Annotated in this window: 20 protein-coding genes; 13 read left to right on the forward strand and 7 right to left on the reverse strand. The window is 67.6% G+C overall.

The window, feature by feature from the left end; genetic code table 11:
• Positions 1–65 precede the first annotated feature (65 nt).
• From RCH21_RS15650 to RCH21_RS15670, 5 genes are all read left to right on the forward strand, one after another.
• Positions 66–2,468 carry a helicase-associated domain-containing protein gene (locus RCH21_RS15650; RefSeq protein WP_326965157.1) on the forward strand — a complete coding sequence of 801 codons (2,403 nt, stop codon included), beginning with the start codon at positions 66–68 and terminating at the stop codon, positions 2,466–2,468.
• Positions 2,461–4,116 carry a DNA repair helicase XPB gene (locus RCH21_RS15655; protein WP_326965158.1) on the forward strand — a complete coding sequence of 552 codons (1,656 nt, stop codon included), beginning with the start codon at positions 2,461–2,463 and terminating at the stop codon, positions 4,114–4,116. The genes RCH21_RS15650 and RCH21_RS15655 overlap by 8 nt, the downstream gene beginning before the upstream one ends.
• 59 nt (positions 4,117–4,175) lie before the next feature.
• Positions 4,176–4,886, forward strand: a complete 711-nt coding sequence (locus RCH21_RS15660; protein WP_326965159.1) for a response regulator transcription factor — start codon at positions 4,176–4,178, stop codon at positions 4,884–4,886.
• A gap of 10 nt (positions 4,887–4,896) precedes the next feature.
• Positions 4,897–6,483: a sensor histidine kinase gene (locus RCH21_RS15665; RefSeq protein ID WP_326965160.1), complete on the forward strand. Its 1,587-nt coding sequence runs from the start codon at positions 4,897–4,899 to the stop codon at positions 6,481–6,483.
• Between the two features lie 63 nt (positions 6,484–6,546).
• Positions 6,547–6,837: a WXG100 family type VII secretion target gene (locus RCH21_RS15670; RefSeq protein WP_120149897.1), complete on the forward strand. Its 291-nt coding sequence runs from the start codon at positions 6,547–6,549 to the stop codon at positions 6,835–6,837.
• Between the two features lie 83 nt (positions 6,838–6,920).
• Here the strand turns inward: RCH21_RS15670 and groL are convergent, their stop codons facing one another.
• Positions 6,921–8,555 (reverse strand): chaperonin GroEL, encoded by a 1,635-nt coding sequence (gene groL / locus RCH21_RS15675; protein WP_120149896.1) that lies wholly within the window; start codon positions 8,553–8,555, stop codon positions 6,921–6,923.
• Between the two features lie 338 nt (positions 8,556–8,893).
• Between groL and RCH21_RS15680 the strand changes: the two genes are divergently transcribed.
• Positions 8,894–9,670: a TM2 domain-containing protein gene (locus RCH21_RS15680; protein WP_326965161.1), complete on the forward strand. Its 777-nt coding sequence runs from the start codon at positions 8,894–8,896 to the stop codon at positions 9,668–9,670.
• A 37-nt stretch (positions 9,671–9,707) separates the two neighbouring features.
• On the opposite strand, the gene RCH21_RS15685 is transcribed toward RCH21_RS15680, so the two are convergent.
• Positions 9,708–10,367, reverse strand: coding sequence for a LytR C-terminal domain-containing protein (locus tag RCH21_RS15685; RefSeq protein ID WP_326965162.1), 660 nt, complete (start codon positions 10,365–10,367; stop codon positions 9,708–9,710).
• A 42-nt stretch (positions 10,368–10,409) separates the two neighbouring features.
• On the reverse strand, positions 10,410–10,715 hold the full coding sequence (locus RCH21_RS15690; RefSeq protein WP_120149893.1) for a DUF3263 domain-containing protein: 306 nt from the start codon (positions 10,713–10,715) through the stop codon (positions 10,410–10,412).
• Between the two features lie 117 nt (positions 10,716–10,832).
• Here RCH21_RS15690 and RCH21_RS15695 point away from each other — a divergent pair, with 117 nt between their 5' ends.
• Complete coding sequence (locus RCH21_RS15695; RefSeq protein WP_326965163.1) at positions 10,833–11,663, forward strand: uracil-DNA glycosylase; 831 nt, start codon at positions 10,833–10,835, stop codon at positions 11,661–11,663.
• Positions 11,664–11,919: 256 nt separating this feature from the next.
• On the opposite strand, the gene RCH21_RS15700 is transcribed toward RCH21_RS15695, so the two are convergent.
• Both RCH21_RS15700 and RCH21_RS15705 read right to left on the reverse strand, forming a co-directional pair.
• A complete protein-coding gene (locus RCH21_RS15700) occupies positions 11,920–13,485 on the reverse strand; it encodes a threonine/serine exporter family protein (protein WP_442784728.1) in 1,566 nt (521 codons plus the stop codon).
• A gap of 166 nt (positions 13,486–13,651) precedes the next feature.
• Complete coding sequence (locus RCH21_RS15705; protein ID WP_326965165.1) at positions 13,652–14,725, reverse strand: lipid II:glycine glycyltransferase FemX; 1,074 nt, start codon at positions 14,723–14,725, stop codon at positions 13,652–13,654.
• A gap of 148 nt (positions 14,726–14,873) precedes the next feature.
• Between RCH21_RS15705 and RCH21_RS15710 the strand changes: the two genes are divergently transcribed.
• The 4 genes from RCH21_RS15710 to RCH21_RS15725 all read left to right on the forward strand — a co-directional run bounded on the left by RCH21_RS15710 (position 14,874) and on the right by RCH21_RS15725 (position 18,622).
• Positions 14,874–15,878: an aldo/keto reductase family protein gene (locus RCH21_RS15710; RefSeq protein ID WP_326965166.1), complete on the forward strand. Its 1,005-nt coding sequence runs from the start codon at positions 14,874–14,876 to the stop codon at positions 15,876–15,878.
• Positions 15,878–16,732, forward strand: coding sequence for an NAD-dependent epimerase/dehydratase family protein (locus RCH21_RS15715; protein ID WP_326965167.1), 855 nt, complete (start codon positions 15,878–15,880; stop codon positions 16,730–16,732). The genes RCH21_RS15710 and RCH21_RS15715 overlap by 1 nt, the downstream gene beginning before the upstream one ends.
• 104 nt (positions 16,733–16,836) lie before the next feature.
• Positions 16,837–17,304, forward strand: coding sequence for a hypothetical protein (locus RCH21_RS15720; RefSeq protein ID WP_120149888.1), 468 nt, complete (start codon positions 16,837–16,839; stop codon positions 17,302–17,304).
• A 226-nt stretch (positions 17,305–17,530) separates the two neighbouring features.
• Positions 17,531–18,622, forward strand: coding sequence for an alkene reductase (locus RCH21_RS15725; protein WP_326965168.1), 1,092 nt, complete (start codon positions 17,531–17,533; stop codon positions 18,620–18,622).
• A 48-nt stretch (positions 18,623–18,670) separates the two neighbouring features.
• Here the strand turns inward: RCH21_RS15725 and RCH21_RS15730 are convergent, their stop codons facing one another.
• Positions 18,671–19,183, reverse strand: a complete 513-nt coding sequence (locus RCH21_RS15730; RefSeq protein ID WP_326965169.1) for a hypothetical protein — start codon at positions 19,181–19,183, stop codon at positions 18,671–18,673.
• A gap of 124 nt (positions 19,184–19,307) precedes the next feature.
• On the opposite strand from RCH21_RS15730, the gene RCH21_RS15735 reads away from it, so the two are divergent.
• Complete coding sequence (locus RCH21_RS15735) at positions 19,308–19,457, forward strand: hypothetical protein (RefSeq protein ID WP_182977033.1); 150 nt, start codon at positions 19,308–19,310, stop codon at positions 19,455–19,457.
• Between the two features lie 137 nt (positions 19,458–19,594).
• Here RCH21_RS15735 and RCH21_RS15740 read toward each other — a convergent pair whose 3' ends face one another.
• Entirely contained in the window at positions 19,595–19,804 is a 210-nt protein-coding gene (locus tag RCH21_RS15740; protein ID WP_147394394.1) for a hypothetical protein, read from the reverse strand.
• A gap of 173 nt (positions 19,805–19,977) precedes the next feature.
• Between RCH21_RS15740 and RCH21_RS15745 the strand changes: the two genes are divergently transcribed.
• Entirely contained in the window at positions 19,978–21,132 is a 1,155-nt protein-coding gene (locus RCH21_RS15745) for a baeRF2 domain-containing protein (protein ID WP_326965170.1), read from the forward strand.

The raw sequence follows: 21,132 nt of genomic DNA on the forward strand, positions 1-21,132 counted from the left end.
CGCCCGGCCCGCGTCGGCGATCTGTGGCTGCCGATCTGTCAGAGGTGACGGGTAGCCTTGATGTGATGTCCGCAATCCGAGCACTGGCCGAGCAGTTGGCCCACCGGAGCGATGACGACCTGCGCCGCCTCCTCGCCGTCCGGCCCGATCTCATCCTTCCCGCGGTGCCCGACTTCGCCGCGCTCGCCGCCAGGGCCTCTACCCGCGTCAGCCTTCAACGTGCGCTCGACACCGTCAGCCGACCTCAGCTCCAGGTCCTCGAAGCAGTCACGGTGCTCAGCGAGGACGACGGCGGCCCCGTGGCACGTTCGCGTCTGCTCACCGCCCTCACGGACGCTGATCCGGAGACCATCGACCAGATCCTCGCCGGCCTGGTGGAACGGGCGCTCGTCGCAGGTACCCCGACGTCGGGCTTCCTCCCCGTCGGTGCGCTGGCGGACGCACTCGGCCCGTATCCGGCCGGCCTCGGCCGTCCGTTCCGCACCCTCGCGCGGTCCATCCCCCGGTTCGGGCCGGCGCTCATCGGCGCAGTCGGGCTGGTCGCGCCCGAGGCGGACACCAATGACATGACCTCCGCTTCCGCTGCGCATGTCGTCGACGTCGTGACGGCTGATCCCACCCGGTGGGACAGCCTCATGGCGGACGCCCCCGACGGCGCGGCCGCACTCCTCGCCCGGCTGCGGGACGCACCGGTCGGCTCGACGGCGACAGCGGGTGACGGCGGCGTCGCACCGGCAGTGCAATGGCTCCTGGACCGCTGCCTCCTGGCACCCCTGGACGCCCTGCACGTCGAGCTCCCCCGCGGCGTCGGTATCGCGCTGCGGGGCCATGCCGTGTTCACTGCCCTGGACGTCGCGCCGCCCGTCACGGTCGAGCGCACCACGCGGACGAGCCTGCGGGACAACGCCGCCTTCGGTGCGATCGCAGAGACCCTCCGGCTGATGACCGCGCTCCTCGGCTCCGCCGCCGCCACACCGGTGGCCACGCTTCGCTCCGGCGGTGTCGGCGTCCGCGAATTGCGGCGCGTCCGTGATGTCCTCCGGACCACCGAAGGTGAAGCCGCGTGGTTGCTGGAACTCGGGGCCGCCGTCGGGCTGCTGACCCTCGACCCCGACGATTCGCGCTGGAAGACGTCGCGGCTCGACGCCTGGGAATCCCTCGATCGTGATGCTCAGTGGCTGCTCCTCGTGGAGGGGTGGCTGGCCGTGGATCGAGCGCCGGCCCTCGTCGGGTCGAAGCTGCCCGACGGCACGGCGATCAACGCCCTTGCCGCCGAGGCATCCCGTCCCGATGCTCCGATGGTGCGCCAGCGCCTGCTCACCGTCGCGATGGAACTGGCCGGTCAAGGCGGGCAGGACGATGCCGGCTCTAGCGACGCCCTGCCGGTCCTCACCGACCGGTCCGTCGTCAGCCTCGCTTCCTGGCACCAGCCCCGTCTCCAGCGACGCTTCGCCCGCCTGCTGCCCGGCATGCTGACCGAGGCGGCCTCCCTCGGGCTGACGGGCGGCGGAGCGGTCACGGATGCGGGCCGCCTCGTCGCGGCAGGGCTCTTCGAAGAAGCCGCGCTCGGCATCCGCGAAGCGCTTCCTGCGCCGGTCTCCCACGTCGTCCTGCAGGCCGACCTCACCGCCGTAGCGCCGGGGTACCTGCAGCCCGAGGTGGCCCGGGGGCTCCTCCGCATGTCCACGCCCGAGGGCCAGGGGCCGGCCACCACGTACCGCTTCTCCGCCGATTCGATCCGCTCGGCCCTCGACGCCGGCGAGGACGCGTCGTCGATCCTTGCGTTCCTGCGCACCCATTCCGCCACAGAGATCCCGCAGGCCCTCACCTATCTGGTCGAGGACACCGCCTCGCGGTACGGCAGCCTGCGCATAGGCCGGGCGGGCAGCTACCTGCGCACGGAGGACGACGCCGTCGCCGCCACTGTCATGGCGGATCCGCGAGCAGCCGTCCTCGGCGTCGTCCAGGTCGCCCCGACCGTCCTCGTCTCTCCTGCCTCGCCGCAGGAATTGACAGCACTTCTGCGTGACCTCGGGTTCTCACCGGCGTCGGACGCCGTTGCCGTGGCGCGGTCCGCCGACTCGGGGCAGCCCATCCCACCCGTCCGGATCACGCCGGAACAACTCAGGTCACGGCTCAACCCGTGGTCGGTGGCCGAAGAGGAGATCAGCGCGCAGCTGGTCGCCCTGCGGACATCAGGCCAGGGGTCCGCCGATCACGGGATCGGGTCCGACAGCGAGACGCTGCTCGGGCTCGAGGCACTGCGGGCCGCCATCCGGTCACGCAGCCGCATCCGCCTCGGCACCGCGGACAGCGAGGGGAATCACGTCCGGCAGGTCCTTGTTCCACTCTCGGTGTCGGGAGGCCGCCTGCGGGTTTTCGATCCCGAGAAGCAGGTGGAGAAAGTCGTGTCCGTGCACCGCGTCATGGACGTGGAAATACTTGAAGGGAGCCCCGCAGATGGTTGACGGGCCACTGATCGTCCAGAGCGACAAGACCATCCTGCTCGAGGTGGACCACGAGCAGGCCACGGAAGCACGCCATGCGATAGCGGCTTTCGCCGAGCTCGAGCGCGCCCCCGAACACGTGCACAGCTACCGCCTGACGCCGCTGGGGCTCTGGAACGCCCGCGCCGCCGGCCTCGATGCCGAGCGCGTCCTCGACACCCTCCTGAAGTACTCGCGGTTCCCGGTGCCGCACGCCCTCCTGATCGATATCGAGGACACCATGTCCCGGTACGGGCGGCTCCGTCTTGAGAAGGATCCGCAGCACGGCCTGGTGCTGCGGACCACCGACTATCCGGTACTCGAGGAAGTCCTGCACGCCAAGAAGATTCAGCCGTTGCTCGGTCCGCGGATCGACGGCGAGACCGTCGTCGTCCACTCCTCCCAGCGCGGCCAGCTGAAGCAGTTGCTGCTCAAGCTGGGGTGGCCCGCCGAGGACTTCGCCGGGTATGTGGACGGCACGCCGCACCCGATCGTCCTCGACGAGGCCGGCTGGACCCTGCGTCCTTACCAGAAGCTGGCGGTCGAGAATTTCTGGGCGGGGGGTTCGGGCGTCGTGGTCCTGCCCTGCGGTGCGGGCAAGACCCTGGTCGGAGCCGCGGCGATGGCCACCAGCCAGACCACCACGCTGATCCTCGTGACCAACACGGTGTCCGCGCGACAGTGGAAGGACGAACTGCTCAAGCGCACATCCCTGACGGAGGAGGAGATCGGGGAGTACTCCGGTGCCGTGAAGGAGGTGCGGCCCGTGACCATCGCGACGTATCAGGTCCTCACCACCAAGCGCGGCGGTCTGTACCCGCACCTGGAGTTGCTCGACGCGAACGACTGGGGGCTGATCGTGTACGACGAGGTGCACCTGCTCCCTGCGCCGATCTTCAAGATGACGGCAGATCTCCAGGCCCGTCGCCGCCTGGGGCTCACGGCGACCCTCGTCCGCGAGGACGGTCGCGAGGGCGAGGTGTTCTCGCTCATCGGGCCCAAGCGCTATGACGCGCCGTGGAAGGACATCGAGGCGCAGGGCTACATCGCGCCCGCCGACTGCGTGGAGGTCCGGGTGGACCTGCCGCGCGACGAGCGGGTCGCCTATGCGATGGCTGACGACGGCGACAAGTACCGGCTGTGCGCGACGTCGGACACGAAGTCGGACGTGGTCGAGAAGCTGGTCGCCGCGCACAAGGACGAACAGCTGCTCGTGATCGGGCAGTACATCGACCAGCTCGATGACCTCGCGGCCCGGCTCGACGCCCCTGTCATCAAGGGTGAGACCTCCGTCAAGGAGCGGCAGCGGCTGTTCGGCGCCTTCCGGGCGGGCGACATCCATGTGCTCGTCGTGTCCAAGGTCGCGAACTTCTCCATAGACCTGCCGGAGGCGTCCGTGGCGATCCAGGTGTCGGGCTCGTTCGGTTCCCGGCAGGAGGAGGCACAACGGCTCGGACGCCTTCTGCGACCGAAGGCCGACGGCCGAGCTGCCCGTTTCTACACCGTCGTCGCGCGGGACACGCTGGATCAGGACTTCGCCGCGAAGCGCCAGCGCTTCCTGGCTGAGCAGGGCTATGCCTACCGGATCCTCGACGCCGCTTCCATCGGTGACACCAAGCCCAGCGAATGAGCAGAGACTCTGCAGGCGGTGCCCAGCGAACTACCAGACAACGTGCGGATACTGGTGGGGTGAAGAAAACAGGTCCCGAAGCCAAGCTGCTGGTCGTCGACGACGAACCGAATATCCGTGAACTCCTCTCGACCTCGCTGCGCTTCGCCGGCTTCGAGGTAGTTGCGGCCGCCAACGGGCGCGACGCCCTCGCCGCCGCGGAACTGCACAACCCGGACCTCGCGGTCCTCGACGTCATGCTTCCGGACATGGACGGGTTCACGGTCACCCGGCGCCTGCGTGCTGCCGGCCGCCACTTCCCCGTCGTCTTCCTGACGGCTCGTGACGACACGGATGACAAGGTCATGGGTCTCACCGTCGGCGGTGACGACTACGTCACCAAGCCGTTCAGCCTCGACGAGGTCGTTGCCCGCATCCGCGCTGTCCTCCGCCGCACGCACCCGCTCGAGGACGACGACGCCGTCATCCGCGTCGACGACCTCGAACTGGACGACGACGCCCACGAGGTCCGGCGCGCCGGCGACGTCATCGACCTCTCCCCCACCGAGTTCAAGCTGCTGCGCTACCTCATGATGAATCCGAACCGGGTCCTGTCCAAGGCCCAGATCCTCGATCACGTGTGGGAATACGACTTCAACGGCGACGCGTCCATCGTCGAGTCCTACATCTCCTATCTGCGCCGGAAGATCGACAGGGCCTCGGACTCGGTCGCGCTGATCCAGACCAAGCGCGGCGTGGGGTACCTCCTACGCACCGCCGACAAGCGGTAGCGGGGGCCCTTTGGTCAAGCGCTGGAACGCGGCGTCGCTCCGCTCGCAGCTCGTCGCGATTATCATGCTGCTCATGATCGTCACGGTGGGCATCACGGGCCTGGCCACCGTGTCCCTCCTGCGCGAGGGGCTCGTGGACCGCGTCGACGCCGACCTCCTGACCAACGCCGGGAAAGTCGCGGAGGACATCTATGCGGAGGAACCTTCGTCCAACGGCTTCTCGCTCCGTTACTACGCCGCCATCCTCGACCAGAGTGGTGCCATCCAGTCGGCGAACCAGGCCGAGGATGTGACGGACGTCCCCGACTTCTCCGGGATGACTCTCGAGCGTTTCGCCGAGCTGGACGGCGAGGGCGTCGACCTGCCGAGTACGGACAGGGCCAGCGCCGACTGGCGTGTGAGGATCCTGCCCTTCGCCAACGGTCAGGGCTACCTGGCTATCGCCTCAAGGCTCAACACCGTGAACGAGTCCCTTCAGGAAGCGAAGGAGATCATCTTCACGTCGGGTCTCGTGACGACCGCACTCGCCTCGCTGATCGCCTTCGTCACGGTGACACGGCAGTTCGCGCCGCTCGCCAGGGTCGAGCGGACCGCCGCCGCCATCGCAGCGGGAGACCTGTCGCGTCGCGTGACGGTGGAGCGCCCCGCCACCGAGATCGGGCGGTTGTCACGATCCCTGAACGCCATGCTGTCGCATATCGAGCGGGCCTTTGCTTCGCGCACGGCATCGGAGACGAAGATGCGGCGCTTCGTTGCTGACGCCTCACACGAACTACGCACCCCGCTCGTCACGATCCGTGGGTACTCGGAGCTCTACCGTCACGGAGCGCTGAAGAAGGAGGAGGACGTCGCCGCAGCGATGGGACGGATCGAGAGCGAGGCTATTCGGATGGGCCAGCTCGTCGAGGACCTCCTGACACTGGCACGGATCGATGAGCAGCGCCCCCTCGAGGTCAAGCCCGTGGACCTCATGGTCCTCGCGCATGATGCCGCCTTCGACGCCCGCGCCACAGCGCCGGAGCGGTCCATCTCGGTCATCGGACTCGACGGCGGCGTGCCGCGGTCCGCTCCCACCAGGGGCGACGAGGCACGCCTGCGCCAGGTGGTGGCGAACCTGATGACGAATGCCCTCCGCTATACCCCTGAGGGCTCCCCGATCGAGATCGCCGTGGGCGTGGCTCCCGTGCTTCACGGCCACAACGATTCCGTCATCGAGATGCGCGATCACGGCCCCGGTATCTCCGAGGATGACGCCGCCAAAGTCTTCGAGCGCTTCTACCGGGCGGACTCGTCTCGCTATCGGGAGACCGGCGGCACGGGCCTCGGTCTCGCCATCGTCGCCGCACTCGTTGCGCAGCACGACGGCACGGTGCGGCTGGAGGAGACACCCGGAGGCGGCGCCACCCTCTCGATCAGGCTGCCCCACACGCCGGCGGATTCCTCCGACGACCGGGGTAGCGACCCGGTTGACGGCCCGGAGAGGGACGGGATCACTGAGAACGGTCCGGCGGCACCCGACGACCACGCATCCGGCATCACTCCTCCACAGGCGCCGTCGTGGAAGCCGGTTATCCACAACAACCGCAGCGACTCCTGATCGCCCGTTCCCGTGACCTAGCGTCGACAGTGTCAGGGAAGAGCGATCACACGGGAGCACAGCATGGCATTCTTCAACGTAGACACCGATAGCCTGGCCGCCAAGAGCAGCCAGGTCCAGGGCACCATCTCGAGGCTGCAGGCGGAGGTCAACACCATGCAGGCCGGGCTCCGGGAGCTCGAAGGGCTATGGACCGGCCAGGCGGCCACCAACTTCCAGCACCTCATTGTGCAGTGGCGAGCCACGCAGCAGCAGGTCGAGGAATCCCTCACCGGCATCAACGAGGCGCTCAACGTCGCCACCCAGCAGTACGCAGACGCAGAACAGAGCAACGCACGCATGTTCATGAGTTGATCCAGCAAAAAGGGCGGCACCCCCTGTCGGGAGTGCCGCCCTTTCCTGCTTGCGCGGGTGGCGCGGTCAGCGCCGGGAGGGGGCTAGAAGCCGCCCATCCCGCCCATGCCACCCATGTCGTCGCCGCCGCCGGCAGGTGCTGCCTTCTCCGGCTTGTCGGCCACGACGGCCTCGGTGGTGAGGAAGAGGCCGGCGATCGACGCTGCGTTCTGCAGGGCCGAACGGGTGACCTTTACCGGGTCGTTGACGCCTGCGGCGAGCAGGTCCTCGTACACACCGGTTGCGGCGTTCAGGCCGTGGCCGGCGGGCAGTCCGCGAACCTTGTCGACGACGACGCCGGGCTCGAGGCCCGCGTTGAAGGCGATCTGCTTCAACGGGGCGTCGATGGCAACGCGGACGATGTTCGCGCCGGTTGCCTCGTCACCCGTGAGCTCCAGGTTGGCGAATGCCTTCGCGCCAGCCTGGATGAGGGCAACGCCACCACCGGCGACGATGCCTTCCTCGACGGCCGCCTTCGCGTTGCGGACGGCGTCCTCGATGCGGTGCTTGCGCTCCTTGAGCTCGACCTCCGTAGCGGCGCCGGCCTTGATGACTGCAACGCCGCCGGCCAGCTTGGCCAGGCGCTCCTGCAGCTTCTCGCGGTCGTAGTCCGAATCGGAGTTCTCGATCTCGGCACGGATCTGGGCCACGCGACCGGCGATGGCGTCGGCGTCGCCGGCTCCTTCGACGATGGTGGTCTCGTCCTTGGTGACGACGACCTTGCGGGCGGTACCGAGCAGGTCGAGCGTGGCGGTCTCGAGCTTGAGTCCGACCTCCTCCGCGATGACCTGACCACCGGTGAGGATGGCGATGTCGGCGAGCTGCGCCTTGCGGCGGTCACCGAAGCCCGGAGCCTTGACGGCGACGGACTTGAACGTGCCGCGGATCTTGTTGACCACGAGGGTCGCGAGTGCTTCGCCTTCGACGTCCTCGGCGATGATCAGCAGCGGCTTGCCGGACTGCATGACCTTCTCGAGGACAGCAACCAGGTCCTTCACATTGCTGATCTTCGAGTTGACGATCAGGATGTACGGATCCTCGAGGACAGTCTCCTGGCGCTCGGCATCCGTGACGAAGTAGCCCGAGATGTAGCCCTTGTCGAAGCGCATGCCCTCGGTGAGTTCGAGCTCGAGGCCGAAGGTGTTCGACTCCTCGACGGTGATGACGCCTTCCTTGCCCACCTTGTCGAGCGCTTCGGCGATCAGGTCACCGATCTGCGTATCGCCGGCGGAGATGGACGCCGTGGCGGCGATCTGCTCCTTGGTCTCGATTTCCTTGGCCGAGGCGAGGAGTTCGTCGATGACGGCCTTGACGGCCTTCTCGATGCCGCGCTTGAGGCTCAGGGGGTCCGCTCCGGCCGCGACGTTGCGCAGGCCTTCCTTGACGAGGGCCTGGGCGAGCACGGTGGCGGTGGTGGTTCCGTCGCCTGCGACGTCGTCCGTCTTCTTGGCGACTTCCTTGACGAGTTCGGCGCCGATCCTCTCGAACGGATCGTCGAGCTCGATCTCCTTGGCGATGGACACGCCGTCGTTCGTGATGGTGGGCGCGCCCCACTTCTTCTCGAGCACGACGTTGCGACCACGGGGGCCGAGCGTTACCTTGACGGCATCAGCGAGGATATTGAGGCCTCGCTCGAGGCCACGGCGGGCCTCTTCATCAAAAGAAATGATCTTGGCCATAACGGCGTAGGTCCTTTCGGGGACGGTTGCATTTCAGCACATGATGCTTGCCTGCGTGTGGTGCCCGCGACGGCCGGGCAGCGCCTGAACGATCTCTTTCACGTTCCGGCTCCACCCCCACCACACAGGTTTGCCTGCTTCACCCACCACGCACAGCTTTAGCAGTCTGCGCGCGCGAGTGCTAACTCAATAATTAGCACTCCCACCCACTGAGTGCAACCTGTTGCAGCGCGTCCCGGCACCTCCTCCCCAGAAGGATCGGGCACGATCAGTGCCCGCCATGGCGCCGATTCCCCTCAGGGCATAGGTTGGGCGGACCACAAGCAACAGGAGGCATCGTGTCGACGCCAGCAACCGGCCCTGACAGCGGAAACCACGACGAGCAGGGCATGGGAGGCAAACCCGTCGGAGACGATCACCACACCCCCGCACCCGAGGCGGACGCAACGAGTACGGACGGATCGGGGGCGACCCCCGCGAACCCGTATACCCCGCCTTACTCCGCTACCCCGCCCTCGTCTCCCGAGGACTCCGCGGATCCGGGCACCCCTGGCGAGGGCGCTCCCGGCCAGGGTGGGGACGACGCCCGCAGCGGGCAGAGGCAAGGCACCTACGGACATGGCAACTATGGCGGAGGGTACGGACAGGGCACGTCAGGTCGGGGCAGCTACGGCCCCCCTGCCGATGCGCACAGTCCCTACCAGCCGAACCCGTATCCATCGCCGCCCTCCCACCAGGGACCGTACTCCCAGGGACCGTACTCCCAAGGCCAGTACCCACAAGGCCAGTATCAGCAGTCGCCCTCCGCTCAGGGTCCTTACAATCAGGGCGGGTACAACCAAGGGCCCTTCGGGCAGCCCTACGCTCCCCAGAAATCACGCGTGGTGGCGGGCATCCTCGGCATCCTGCTGGGATCCCTCGGCATCCACCGGTTCTACCTCGGCTTCACCACCATCGGCATCATCCAGATCCTCATGTCGACGGTAGGAGCGATCTTCACCTTCGGCCTGAGCGCCATCGCTGCGGGTATCTGGGGACTGATCGAGGGCATCATGATCCTTGTCGGGACCGAGCAGTTCCGGAGGGACGCGAACGGTATCCCGCTGAAGGACTGATGGCAGACCTCGGTTCGTCACCGGCAGAGAGCCGGGCCTACTGGAACTCGGGGCCGAGCACTACGGAGATGTCCGGCGAGATGTCCGGGTTGTCGACGGAATCCGAGATCCCGAGATCCGCTGCCACCGCTTCGGCACTGGCACGCTGCGCCTCGCCGTTGTAGAAGACCACCGAGGAGTCGAGAGGGGCGCCCGCCCAGTTGCCGGGAAGTGCTGAGCTCCAGCCCGCAGATTCCAGACGCCCGGCCGCAACACTGGCCAGGCCCGGCGCGCCGGTACCGTTGAGCACATTCACGGTCTGGGCGAGGTCCGCGTTCCCCGCGGGGTCCGCGCCGCTGGACGCCGTCGGCTCGTTGTCCGGCTCCTTCGTGGAACCGTCGTCGGGCCCGCTCGTGGAGCTCGCACTCGAGTCCGGGGCTGCCTCGGCCGATTCCGGGGGATCCGCCGTCCCTCCGGCCGGCGACCCATCGGCGCTCGAGGAGGCTGAGGTCATGGAAGCACCGTCGCCACCGGCGAAGAGGCCCAGGCGCGGGAGGATGAAGTAGGCACCCAGGCCGATCAGCAGGGCCAGGATCCCGACAGTGATCTTGAGCGCGAGGCCGCTTGACGAAGCGGGGACGAGCCGCTCGCGGTGGACACCCTGGCGCGCCGAAGCCTCCGGGACCTTGTCGAACTCGTCCCGCGGATGGTCTGTCATGGGTGAGGGGAGATCCTTCGTTCGTCGAGGGTGCGGGCAGGTCTAGATGTCCGCGCCGAGACGGCGCGCCGAGCGGGCCTTCTGGCGGGTCGATCGCAGGCGACGCAGCCTCTTCACGAGCATCGGATCGTGTGCGAGCGCTGCTTCCGTGTCGATGAGCGCATTGAGCAGCTGGTAGTAGTGCGTGGCAGACATGTTGAACAGGTCGCGGATCGCCTGTTCCTTGGCGCCCGAGTACTTCCACCATTCGCGCTCGAGTGCGAGCATGCGCTGCTCGCGGTCGCCCAACGCCAGCCTTGGATCCTGTCCGGAGGCCGGGCCGTCTACATGCCGCTGTGGTTCCGCCATGTCCGCTCCCGCCTTCCGTTCTTCGCCTTCTCGCACACGTGTCACCCCATGGTAGAGGGGAATTACACGCGTGTCATTCGCGGTAACCCCCGCAGTCCGGCACGTCAGAATGGGGGCATGGTCCACGACGACGGCGCACTCTTCGATCTTCCTGCAACACTCCCCGACAGGGCGTCCAACCGCCGAGCCGGCCCGCCGGGAAGGCCGGGGAACACTGCTCCCTCACCCAACGAGTCGGTCTTCCCGTTCGCGGCACCGGCCTCGATCGGTGATCTGGTCAGTCCCGATTGGGCCGCAGCACTCGAGCCGGTCGAGCCCGTCCTGCATCAGCTCGCAGCGTCCCTCGCCTCCGACCTCGACGCGGGGCACCGCATCCTGCCCGATGCCCGGGACATCCTGCGGGCTTTCACCACACCGCTCGACAGGGTGCGGGTGGTCATCGTGGGTCAGGATCCGTATCCGACCGCCGGCCACGCGGTCGGCCTGAGCTTCTCCGTGCATCCCTCGACGCGGCCGATCCCCCGCAGCCTCGCCAACATCTACCGCGAGCTGTCGTCCGACACTGGCTCCCCCGTGCCGCCGTCGGGCGATCTCTCCGGATGGGCGGAACAGGGCGTACTCCTCCTCAACCGCGTGCTGACGGTCCGCGCCGGCGAGACCGCATCGCACCGGGGCCGGGGGTGGGAACTCGTGACGGACGCGGCCATCCGGGCACTCGTGGCTCGGGGCGGTCCCCTCGTCGCCATCCTGTGGGGGAAGGATGCTCTCCGCCTGAAGCCCCTGCTGGGCACCACGCCGACGGTCGAGTCCGTGCACCCGAGCCCGCTCTCGGCCTCACGCGGCTTCTTCGGGTCGCGGCCCTTCAGCCGTGCCAATGCGTTGCTGGTGCAGCAGGGCGCCGATCCCATCGACTGGTCGAGGACCTCGGCCGGTCCTAGCTCGGCGTAGGCCCGTGACGAACTGGCGCGGCGTAGGCGCGTGACGAACTGGCGCGGCGTAGGCGCGTGACGAACTGGCGCGGCGTAGGCGCGTGACGAACAGGCGCGGCGTAGGCGCGTGACGAACAGGCGCGGCGTAGGCGCGTGACGAACAGGCGCGGCAGCACATCGCCCGGCCGGGAGGAGGACCGGTGGCCGCTGCCATCAACAGAACCACGGCGCAGAGCCCCCGGCACAGCAGTGCGAGCCGTCGGACGCCGGCGTCCCTAGCGCCGCCGGTTCCGCTGTCTCTCGTCGGAACTGAGCCTGCGCGTGAAGGGTCGGGCGAGGTTGTCACCGAGCACCACTCCCGCCGCGATCGCGAGCACCACGGTCAGCGCGTTGAAGAGCCCCAGGGCGCCGTCGTTCACCACCTGGGAGTCGAGGGTGAGCATGTACATGGACCGGAAGATGGTCAGCCCCGGGTAGAGGAACAGCACCGCGGGTACGGCGACGACGAGCTGTGGAGCCCCGAGGCGCAGGGCGACCACGCGGGAGAGCGCCCCGATCAGGATGGCGGCGAGGGCCGGGGCGAGCCGATACCCGACTCCCGCGGCCGTGGCGCTGATCAGGAGCAGGTACCCCGCGACGGCGACGAGCGACGTCGGGATCACCAGCTTCACGTCCGTCTGCTCGGCGATACAGATCATTGCCACGGCGATGAAGGTCAGCACGGCCACCACCGGCCACGGATATTGCGAGCCCGATGACTCGAGGACCTCGAGGGGCGGTATGCCCAGCGCGTTCCCTGCCACGAGGGCGACGGCGATACCGGCGACCAGTGCCGCGAAGATCAGGACTGCCGAGAGGAAGCGGCCAGCAGCTGTGACCGGGAACCCGTTGATGGCGTCCTGTGTGGCGGACACGAGCCGACCCGTCGGCAGGAGCAGGAGGATGCCACCCACCACCACGAGCGCAGGGGCGATCGGTACCTGCATCCACCAGAACATCATGGCGATCAGTGTCACGAGGACCGAGCAGGTGGCCACGGCGAAGAACTCCGGGACACGCCACTCGCCGAGTTTGCGGCCCACCAGGTCCACCAGGATGCAACTCACGAAGCCGATGAGTGATCCGAGCGGCGTTCCGCCGACGAAGGCGACGATGGCCGCAGCGAAGATGCCGAAGGCCGCGGTGACCATCCAGCGCGGGAAGGGTTTGGGTCGGTGCGTTATCTCGTCGAGCCGTTGCGCCGCCTCGGTCCGTGAGACGCCACCGCCGGCGATGTCCGACACGAGCCGATGGATGGCCGTGAGCCCGGCGTAGTTGTTGGTCCAGGAACGCACCACGCGCAGGACCGTTGTCGGAGTCTGGTCCTTGGCCGAGTAGTTCAGCACCACCGACTGGTTCGTGATGTCCACTTCGATGTTCTCCAGCCCGAAGGCAGCCGTCACGGCGATGATGCTCGTCTCCACCTCGAGCGCACCCGCTCCGTATCGGAACATGGTCTCGGCCAGGTTGAGGGCGAAGTCGAGCGCCTTGCGCGCGCTCGCGTCGGGGCCGCCCACGTGCATCATGGGGTTCGCGTAGGGACTTCCCGCCAGGCGTTCGACGATGCTCATCGCCTGGGTCGGTGGAGCCTCCCCCTGCACCAGCCGGCGCAGCATGGTGCGGGCGGCGGCGTTGGAACGGCCGGACGGTGGAACGCTGTGCGGGGTGGTGGGCAGCGCATCGGTAGGGCGGGACGCTGGTCGTCGCTGGCGACCCTGCTGTGCTGCCTTCGGCTCCGCCTTCGGGCGTTTCGGCGGGGCCGGCACCCGAGGGCCCTTACCTCCACCGGCAGCGCCCGCCATCTTCTTCTTCTCGTTCTCGGACGGATCGAAGGGACGCTTGATCACGGGCAGGGCCTCCGCCACGGGCGAAGGGTTGGTGGAAGGCGATCGGCCGTCCCCAGGTGTGGAACCGTCTTTCACAGCCGCCTTTCATGCGTGCTTCACCGCAGCAGTCCGCGATGGTAGGTCAGTAGAACGGCTGGTGGGTGCGCCGCCAGTGCACCTGGCGCGCAACACGTTCAGCGATCGTGTTCCACACACGATACTTCCAGCCGCTGACCACGAGGTCGTAGCAGCCGGCATAGTCCGTGACGGTCTTGGTGAAGCTCGTCTTGAACAGCCCGAGCCCGTGGTGCGGGTGGCTCGTGTCCTTGAGCTGGTCGCTCGGCGGGGTGCCGCAGAAGTCGTACTCGACAATCCCGAACTCGTCCTTGAGATCGTTGATGGCTGTCCATTGGACGAGGTGCGAGTCGCCGTACTGGGTACGGCCGGGACGCGACCCACCGTCCTTGTACGTGCCCTTCGAGCCGTAGTTGATGACGAACGCGCCGACCGAGGGCTGACCGTCCTCATGGACGAAGTAGAAGCGGCCCTGGCCTGCGTCCACGAAGTTCTGCCAGAAGCGGCTGTAGTACTCGAACGAGCGCATGCGGGCGGCGGATCGGTCTTCGATGTGCGACATCAGCGAGTACATGGCGCGGAACGTTTCTTCGGTCGGCTCCATACGCTGGACCTCGACGCCCTCGCGGATAGCCCTGCGGACCGCATTGCGCCCGCGGGAGTGCAGGTTCCGCAGCAACTGGTTGGACTCCGGCGTCGTGTCCAGGATGGCCGTGCTGTCATTGGGCTGCAGGTTGAAGGTCTTGACGAGTCCGGCCGCGCGGAAGGCCTCGCGCACCTCGGGGCCGTCGACGAGGTCCGGTTCGACCTTGATGGCGAAGACACTGTGCTTCTCCCGCCGCGCTAGGTCGGCGACCGCCTGCGCCGCTGCGGGCACGTGGGCCGCCTCGGTGACTGCCGGGCCCTTGATGAGGTACCACAGCGCCCCGATCAGGGGCACCTTCTTCTCGAGGATGAGCGTGTGGCTGGTGTACCCCCCGCCCTCGATCACCACGAACCTCGGCCTCCAGCCGTGGTGGGACTTGACCTCCGCGAACGCTGCGGACTGGAGCATGTTGCCCCCGCCGGGGTTCGCCGTGACGAGCGAATCCCAGTCCTGCTGCTCTGTCCCGGTGGCGAAACGAGCGCTGAAGTGGACCAAGATTCCTCATTCACTGGTGGGCGGCAACGGAAGGACGCCCTCAAGTCTAGCGGCTGCACATCACCCTCCCGCGTAGCATGACAGGAATGTTGCCTGAGTGAACGGATTGCCCTGTACTCGCCTGATCAGGGTGGTTAGCATCAGGATCATGGACTTCAGATATCTCGGAAACAGCGGACTCAAAATCTCGGAAATCACCTACGGCAACTGGCTGACGCACGGCTCCCAGGTCGAGAACGACGTCGCCACACAGTGCGTCCGCGCCGCGCTCGATGTCGGCATCACCACGTTCGACACCGCTGACGTCTACGCCAACACGGCTGCGGAGACCGTCCTCGGAGAGGCGCTGAAGGGCGAGCGCCGCCAGTCGCTCGAAATCTTCACGAAGGTCTGGGGGCCCACCGGGCCCAAGGGCCCCAACGACGTCGGACTCTCGCGAAAGCACATTATGGAGTCCATCGACGGGTCGCTGCAACGCCTGCAGACCGACTACGTGGACCTCTACCAGGCCCACCGGTACGACTACGAGACGCCCCTCGAGGAGACGATGCAGGCGTTCGCCGACATCGTGCGCCAGGGCAAGGCCCTGTACATCGGTGTCAGTGAGTGGACCGCCCAGCAGATCCGCGACGGGCACGCCCTCGCCAAGGACCTCGGCTTCCAGCTCATCTCGAACCAGCCCCAGTACTCGATGCTGTGGCGCGTCATCGAGGGCGAGGTCGTGCCGACGTCGGAGGAACTCGGCCTCTCGCAGATCGTCTGGTCCCCTGTGGCCCAGGGCGTCCTGACCGGCAAGTACTTGCCGGGCCAGCAGCCTGAACAGGGCACCCGAGCCTCGGATGACAAGGGTGGCGCCGACATGATCAAGCGCTGGATGAGCGATGACGTCCTTTCCGGCGTCCAGAAACTGGCGCCCATCGCCGACGGCGTAGGTCTCACCATGGCGCAGCTCTCCATCGCCTGGGTACTGCAGAACAGGAACGTCGCCTCTGCGATCATCGGGGCGTCACGGCCGGAGCAGGTGGAATCGAACGCCGTCGCCGCCGGTGTGAAGCTCGAGGACGACGTCATGAAGGCGATCGACGACGCGATCGGCGACCTCGCCGAGACCGACGTGGCGAAGACCGTCTCGCCCGAGACGCGCCCCGTCTGATGGCGGACCTCACAGTCGCGGTCACCGGATCGAACGGCAAGCTGGGGCGCAGCGTGGTGCGCGGACTGCGCGGCGCCGGCCACACCGTCCTCGAGCTGGATCAGTTCGGGGAACGCAGCCCATCCTTCCTCCGGATCGACCTGCGCGACTACGGGCAGGTGATCGATGCCCTCCTCGGCGTCGACGACATGCACACCGGACTCGACGCCGTCGTGCATCTGGGCGCCATCCCGGCCCCCGGCCTCCAAGCGGACTCGGCGACCTTCCACAACAACATGGCGGCCACCTACAACGTCTTCCAGGCATGCAGGCGGGCAGGCATCAAACGAATCGTCTACGCCTCGAGCGAGACAGTGCTCGGCCTGCCCTTCGACACCCCTCCGCCCTACATTCCGGTGGACGAGGAGTACGCGGCCCGGCCCGAGAGCACCTATTCCCTCGTCAAGCACCTCGAGGAGCAACTCGCGATCGAGCTGGCCCGCTGGGACCCGGAGCTGAGCATCACGGCGCTGCGGTTCTCGAACGTCATGGATCCGGAGGACTACGCCGAGTTCCCAGCCTTCGATGCCGATGCCCTGGCCCGCAAGTGGAATCTGTGGGGCTACATCGATGGGCGTGACGGCGCACAGGCCGTGGAGCGCGCCCTGCAGAACGCGGCGCCCGGCTTTGACCGTTTCATCATCGCGGCAGCGGACACCGTGATGAGCCGCCCAAGTGCCGAACTGGCCGCCGAGGTCTTTCCCGGAGTCCGGGTGACGCGGAAAGTGGGCCGGCACGAGACCCTCCTGTCCATCGACAGGGCCCGTCGCCTCCTCGGATTCGAACCCATGCACAGCTGGCGTGACCACGCCTAGACGTGCCGAGTCCTGCCCGGGCGACGGCGCCGACTGTCGCCCGGGCAGGATCATCAGTAGGCTGATGATCCAAGGATGCACAGCACCGACGAAAGGCAGAGAAGATGACAGAGAACCTTCCCGATGAGGAACTGACTATCGTGGGCGAGGAGCCCGAGGTGCCTAATGATTCGCTTGCCCCCGAAGCCTTCGACCCGGTCCTCGAGGGCCAGCCGGACAGCTACGAGGATGCGGCTGAGCTCAACCCGGACCGCTGGCAGGAGGATCCACTCCTGCAGGACGAGCCCGGCGCCACCGAGACGGGCGACGACGAGAGCGACTTCGACGAGAACGGCGTCTCCGGCGTCGGCGAGGAAGGCGTCCTCAGTGACCAGACCCTCCGCGAGGAGACGGCCGAGGCCCGCTACCGGCACGGGGACGAGCAGTATCCACCGGAGGAGCCGATGCTCGGCGAAGCCGCGGCGGACGTCGACTTCGGCATGATGGAGGACGACGAGGTCGATGCCAGCGATGATCCGGCGAATCGCGGCGGATCGCCGCTCAACGCCATGGACGAACAGGACATCAAGTAACGTCCGTCGCCGTCCCTCCGCTGCAGAAGCCCCGGGTCCAGCCCGGGGCTTCGTCATGTTCGCACCCGGCCACGCCAGGGTGCCGCCGCCCGGATGCCACCTGGCTCGGGCCGCACGCGCGCCTGATCGGCTACGTGACACCGAACACAGCCGGAATAGCACCCGGTGGCGCCCGGTTACCGAACAGTAGAACCGGCTCGCACCCCGATCAGGAAAGTAGGAACATATGAAACTGTTCTCCCCCCTCACGCTCGGCACACTGGAACTGCCCAACCGCGTCGTCATGGCGCCCCTGACCCGCGTCCGCTCCGGCGATGCCGGTATCCCCGGCGACATCGTCGTCGAGCACTACCGCCAGCGCGCCTCCCTTGGCCTGATCGTCAGCGAGGGAACCTACCCGAGCCACGCCGGACAGGGCTTCCCCGGCCAGCCCGGTCTCGTCGAGGACGAGCAGCTCGCCGGCTGGAAGCGCGTCACCGATGCCGTGCATGCCGACGGCGGCCGCATCGTGGCGCAGGTCATGCACGCGGGTCGCGTGACCCACCCCGAGACCAACGGTGGCTACCAGGTGGTCGCTCCGAGCGCCATCGCCATCGCCGGCACCACGCGCACAAGCACCGGGAAGCACCCGTATCCCGTCCCCCATGCCCTCAGCACCGATGAACTTCCGGGAATCATCGACGAGTTCGTGAGCGCCTCACGGAAGGCGATCGACGTCGCAGGATTCGACGGTGTCGAACTGCACGGCGCCAACGGCTACCTGCTGCATGAGTTCCTCTCGCCGGAATCGAACCAGCGCGACGACGCCTACGGAGGATCCCCGGAGAAGCGGGCGCAGTTCGTGATCGAACTCGTCACCGCGGTGGCCGCGGAGGTGGGGGCCGAGAAGGTGGGTCTCCGCATCTCGCCGGCCCACAACATCCAGGACGCCCTCGAGACCGAAGCCACCGATGTGCACGCCACCTACGGCACGCTGGTGGATGCGCTCGCACCGCTCGGCCTCGCCTATCTCAGCGTCCTCCACGCCGAGCCGACCGGTGAGCTCATCCAGGATCTCCGCTCGCGCTTCGGTGGCCCCGTCCTGATCAACAGCGGCTTCGGCGTGATCACGAACCGCGAGGAAGCCATCGCCATCCTCGAGGACGGCGTGGGCGATGCCGTCGTCGTCGGAAGGCCGGCTATCGCCAACCCGGACCTCGCACGTCGCTGGCGCGAGAACCTGCCGGAGAACGAGCCGAATGCGGCGACCTTCTACTCCACCGGAGCCGAGGGTTATACCGACTATCCGTTCTACGACGGTTCGGCTGACGCCAACTAGGCTTCGCCACGTCCCGACCGTCCCTGCTGCACGAGGAAGGCGCTCCCATCACGCGATGGGAGCGCCTTCCTCGCTTCGCTGGACCTGGGGGCGACGGCGGACGGAGAGCCACCCGATCACGGATTGTCGCTGCAGGACGGCCCAGCCGACGAGGAGCGCCACCGCCAGGTGTGCGTGCAGCATGAGCATCAACTCCGGGGAGTGCCCCCGGGGCGCTGCCGTTCCGATCGGGACATCACCGCCATGATGTCCGCCCGCACCGGGAACAGTCGACGACGGCGCATCCGCCAGTCCGCCGAGGAGCCAGTGAAGCACCTGCTGGGCTACACCGAGGACGAGCATCACGGCCCAGCCCGGAAGCCTGCCGTGCGACACGAGGGTGGCGGCCAGGACGGCCAGTGCGGCCAGCCCGAACAGGATCGGCGTATCCGGTAGATCGCCTCCGGACACCACGTGGGCAGCGAGGCCCAGTCCCAACGACGCCAGCCCCACCGCAGCCGACGAGAGAATACGTCGCGAGCGCCCGTCGACCCGGCACTCCGTGACGCTCTCGCTCTCCATGCCTCGATGGTAATCATGCCGACGATACCGCGTCACGCAGGGGTTGCGGGTTATGCCTGCAACGACAGATCCGTACACTGACGATAAGGGAGCTTACTTTCCCTCGAACCGAAAGGACGAGTGCATGTCAGAGAAGCCGAGTGACGACGAACGCCACCACAACGAAGCCCCTGCCGAGGGCGACCTCGACGCCGATCCCGAGGACATCAGGGTGCACACCGAGGATCCCGCCGAGGGCGCTGATCCCGCTGACTCGAACGGCTCCGGGAACTAGCACCCGCCGGCCGGTCCGGTAGCACCGGCTCGATAGCACCGCACGAGGGGAAGCGCCGGCCGATGGCCGGCGCTTCCCCGCTTGACCGTCATCCGCTGATCCCCCGAAGGAGTTGCCCGTCCGGATCAGCGATGCCGTCAGCGGGTGCCTTCGACGACCTCGCCGAACGGCACCTCCTGCGACAGTTCGGCCTGGCGATCCAGGGCGTGGCTGCTGACGAGGATTCCGTACTTCCCCTCGGCGAGGGACTGCTTCATGACCATGAGCACCGTCTCGGCGAAACCCTCGTCCTGGGCCTCGAGGAACGTGATGTATGCGGGCGGGAAATTCTCGGGAACTGTGAGCATGCCGTCCACGCTACCCGCCGCCACCCACGCGTGCCGAGGCTTTTTCAAGCCCGGTGACGACTCCATGAATCCTTCTCAGCGGCTCGCTCCGGGTGATAGACCATAAGTGTCCTTAGTATTCCGGCGCGGCGCCTGCACCGGATGAACCAGCACTCATACGACAGGGGATCTTCGTGACGAACCTACTCAGAGACCATGCCCAGCTGTTCGACTCTCCTGGACCATGGACCACCATCTACGTGGATGGCAGCACCGGCACCGTGGACGGCCTGGCCAACGACGAGATCCTTCCGCGCAGCGTCGCCCAGGAGATGAAGGACGCCGGCGCCCCGGAGCAGGACGTGGAGGCGGCGCTCAGAGCGCTCGGCACGTCCGCGAAGGGACTCCCCGATCCCGTGACGCGCTACGTCCTGGTGAACGACGGGACGGCCGTCGTCGACGAGTTCCTGCCCGGCGCCCTCGTGGGCCTCGCGGTGACAGCCACCGGACCCATCCCGGATCTCACCCCGCTGGTACGCCATACCCCCGAGGACTTCGCCTACATCGTCGCCGAGGTGGGGCACCACGGCGGCGAGGTGTACCTTCGTTTCGCCGACGGGGACGAGGCCCACATCACCTCCGGTGATCCGGATTCCGTGATCGAGGGAGACACCGACCACACCCGCAAGCTCGGCAGTGGTGGCTGGGCACACAAGCGCATGCAGCAGCATGCGGAAAAGGTCTGGAAGATGAATGCCGGCGAGGTCGCGTCGGAGATCGACCGCATCGCAGCCGAACACCGTGCACAGCTGATCATCGTCGCCGGTGACATCCGTGCCCGCCAACTGGTGGCCGACGAGGTCTCGCATGAGTCCCGGGCCAAGCTCAGCATCATCGAATCCAACACGCGGGCGGCCGGCGCGGATGAGGAGACCTTCCTCGAGCAGGTCCAGCAGCTCGTCGCCCTGACCATGGCGGACCGCCAGCGCGCTCTGCTGGAACGGCTCGCGGAGAAGGAGGGCCGCGGGACGCGGACGTCCGCCGTCGGCCGCGGTGCGGTGATCGCCGCCCTGCAGCAGGCACAGGTCGAATCCCTCCTCCTCGAGACGACGGCGTGGGATGGTGAGACGCTTCTGGCCCTCGACTCCGCTCCCTGGGTTGCGCTGTCCGAGGCGGACACCGCAGGAACCGGCGTGCTGGGCACGGTGCCGGCGGTGGCCGGCCTGCTCAGAGCAGCCGCACTCACCGATGCGCAGGTCACCATGTACCCCTCGGGTGCGTTGCAGGAGAAGCCCATCGCAGCCCTCCTGCGCTGGCCCACCGGCCCAGACGTACCGGCTGCGGGCTAG

Source organism: Arthrobacter sp. PL16 (genome assembly GCF_035985055.1).
Lineage (GTDB): Bacteria > Actinomycetota > Actinomycetes > Actinomycetales > Micrococcaceae > Arthrobacter_D > Arthrobacter_D cheniae.

Coding starts and splice junctions, on each gene's coding strand:
- RCH21_RS15655 (WP_326965158.1), top strand. CDS start 2,461: ATGGTTGACGGGCCACTGATCGTCCAGAGCGACAAGACCATCCTGCTC.
- RCH21_RS15740 (WP_147394394.1), bottom strand. CDS start 19,804: ATGCTCACAGTTCCCGAGAATTTCCCGCCCGCATACATCACGTTCCTC.
- RCH21_RS15730 (WP_326965169.1), bottom strand. CDS start 19,183: ATGGAGAGCGAGAGCGTCACGGAGTGCCGGGTCGACGGGCGCTCGCGA.
- RCH21_RS15735 (WP_182977033.1), top strand. CDS start 19,308: ATGTCAGAGAAGCCGAGTGACGACGAACGCCACCACAACGAAGCCCCT.
- RCH21_RS15690 (WP_120149893.1), bottom strand. CDS start 10,715: ATGGCGGAACCACAGCGGCATGTAGACGGCCCGGCCTCCGGACAGGAT.
- RCH21_RS15670 (WP_120149897.1), top strand. CDS start 6,547: ATGGCATTCTTCAACGTAGACACCGATAGCCTGGCCGCCAAGAGCAGC.
- RCH21_RS15695 (WP_326965163.1), top strand. CDS start 10,833: ATGGTCCACGACGACGGCGCACTCTTCGATCTTCCTGCAACACTCCCC.
- RCH21_RS15725 (WP_326965168.1), top strand. CDS start 17,531: ATGAAACTGTTCTCCCCCCTCACGCTCGGCACACTGGAACTGCCCAAC.
- RCH21_RS15685 (WP_326965162.1), bottom strand. CDS start 10,367: ATGACAGACCATCCGCGGGACGAGTTCGACAAGGTCCCGGAGGCTTCG.
- RCH21_RS15650 (WP_326965157.1), top strand. CDS start 66: ATGTCCGCAATCCGAGCACTGGCCGAGCAGTTGGCCCACCGGAGCGAT.
- RCH21_RS15700 (WP_442784728.1), bottom strand. CDS start 13,485: ATGGCGGGCGCTGCCGGTGGAGGTAAGGGCCCTCGGGTGCCGGCCCCG.
- RCH21_RS15720 (WP_120149888.1), top strand. CDS start 16,837: ATGACAGAGAACCTTCCCGATGAGGAACTGACTATCGTGGGCGAGGAG.
- RCH21_RS15715 (WP_326965167.1), top strand. CDS start 15,878: ATGGCGGACCTCACAGTCGCGGTCACCGGATCGAACGGCAAGCTGGGG.
- RCH21_RS15710 (WP_326965166.1), top strand. CDS start 14,874: ATGGACTTCAGATATCTCGGAAACAGCGGACTCAAAATCTCGGAAATC.
- groL (WP_120149896.1), bottom strand. CDS start 8,555: ATGGCCAAGATCATTTCTTTTGATGAAGAGGCCCGCCGTGGCCTCGAG.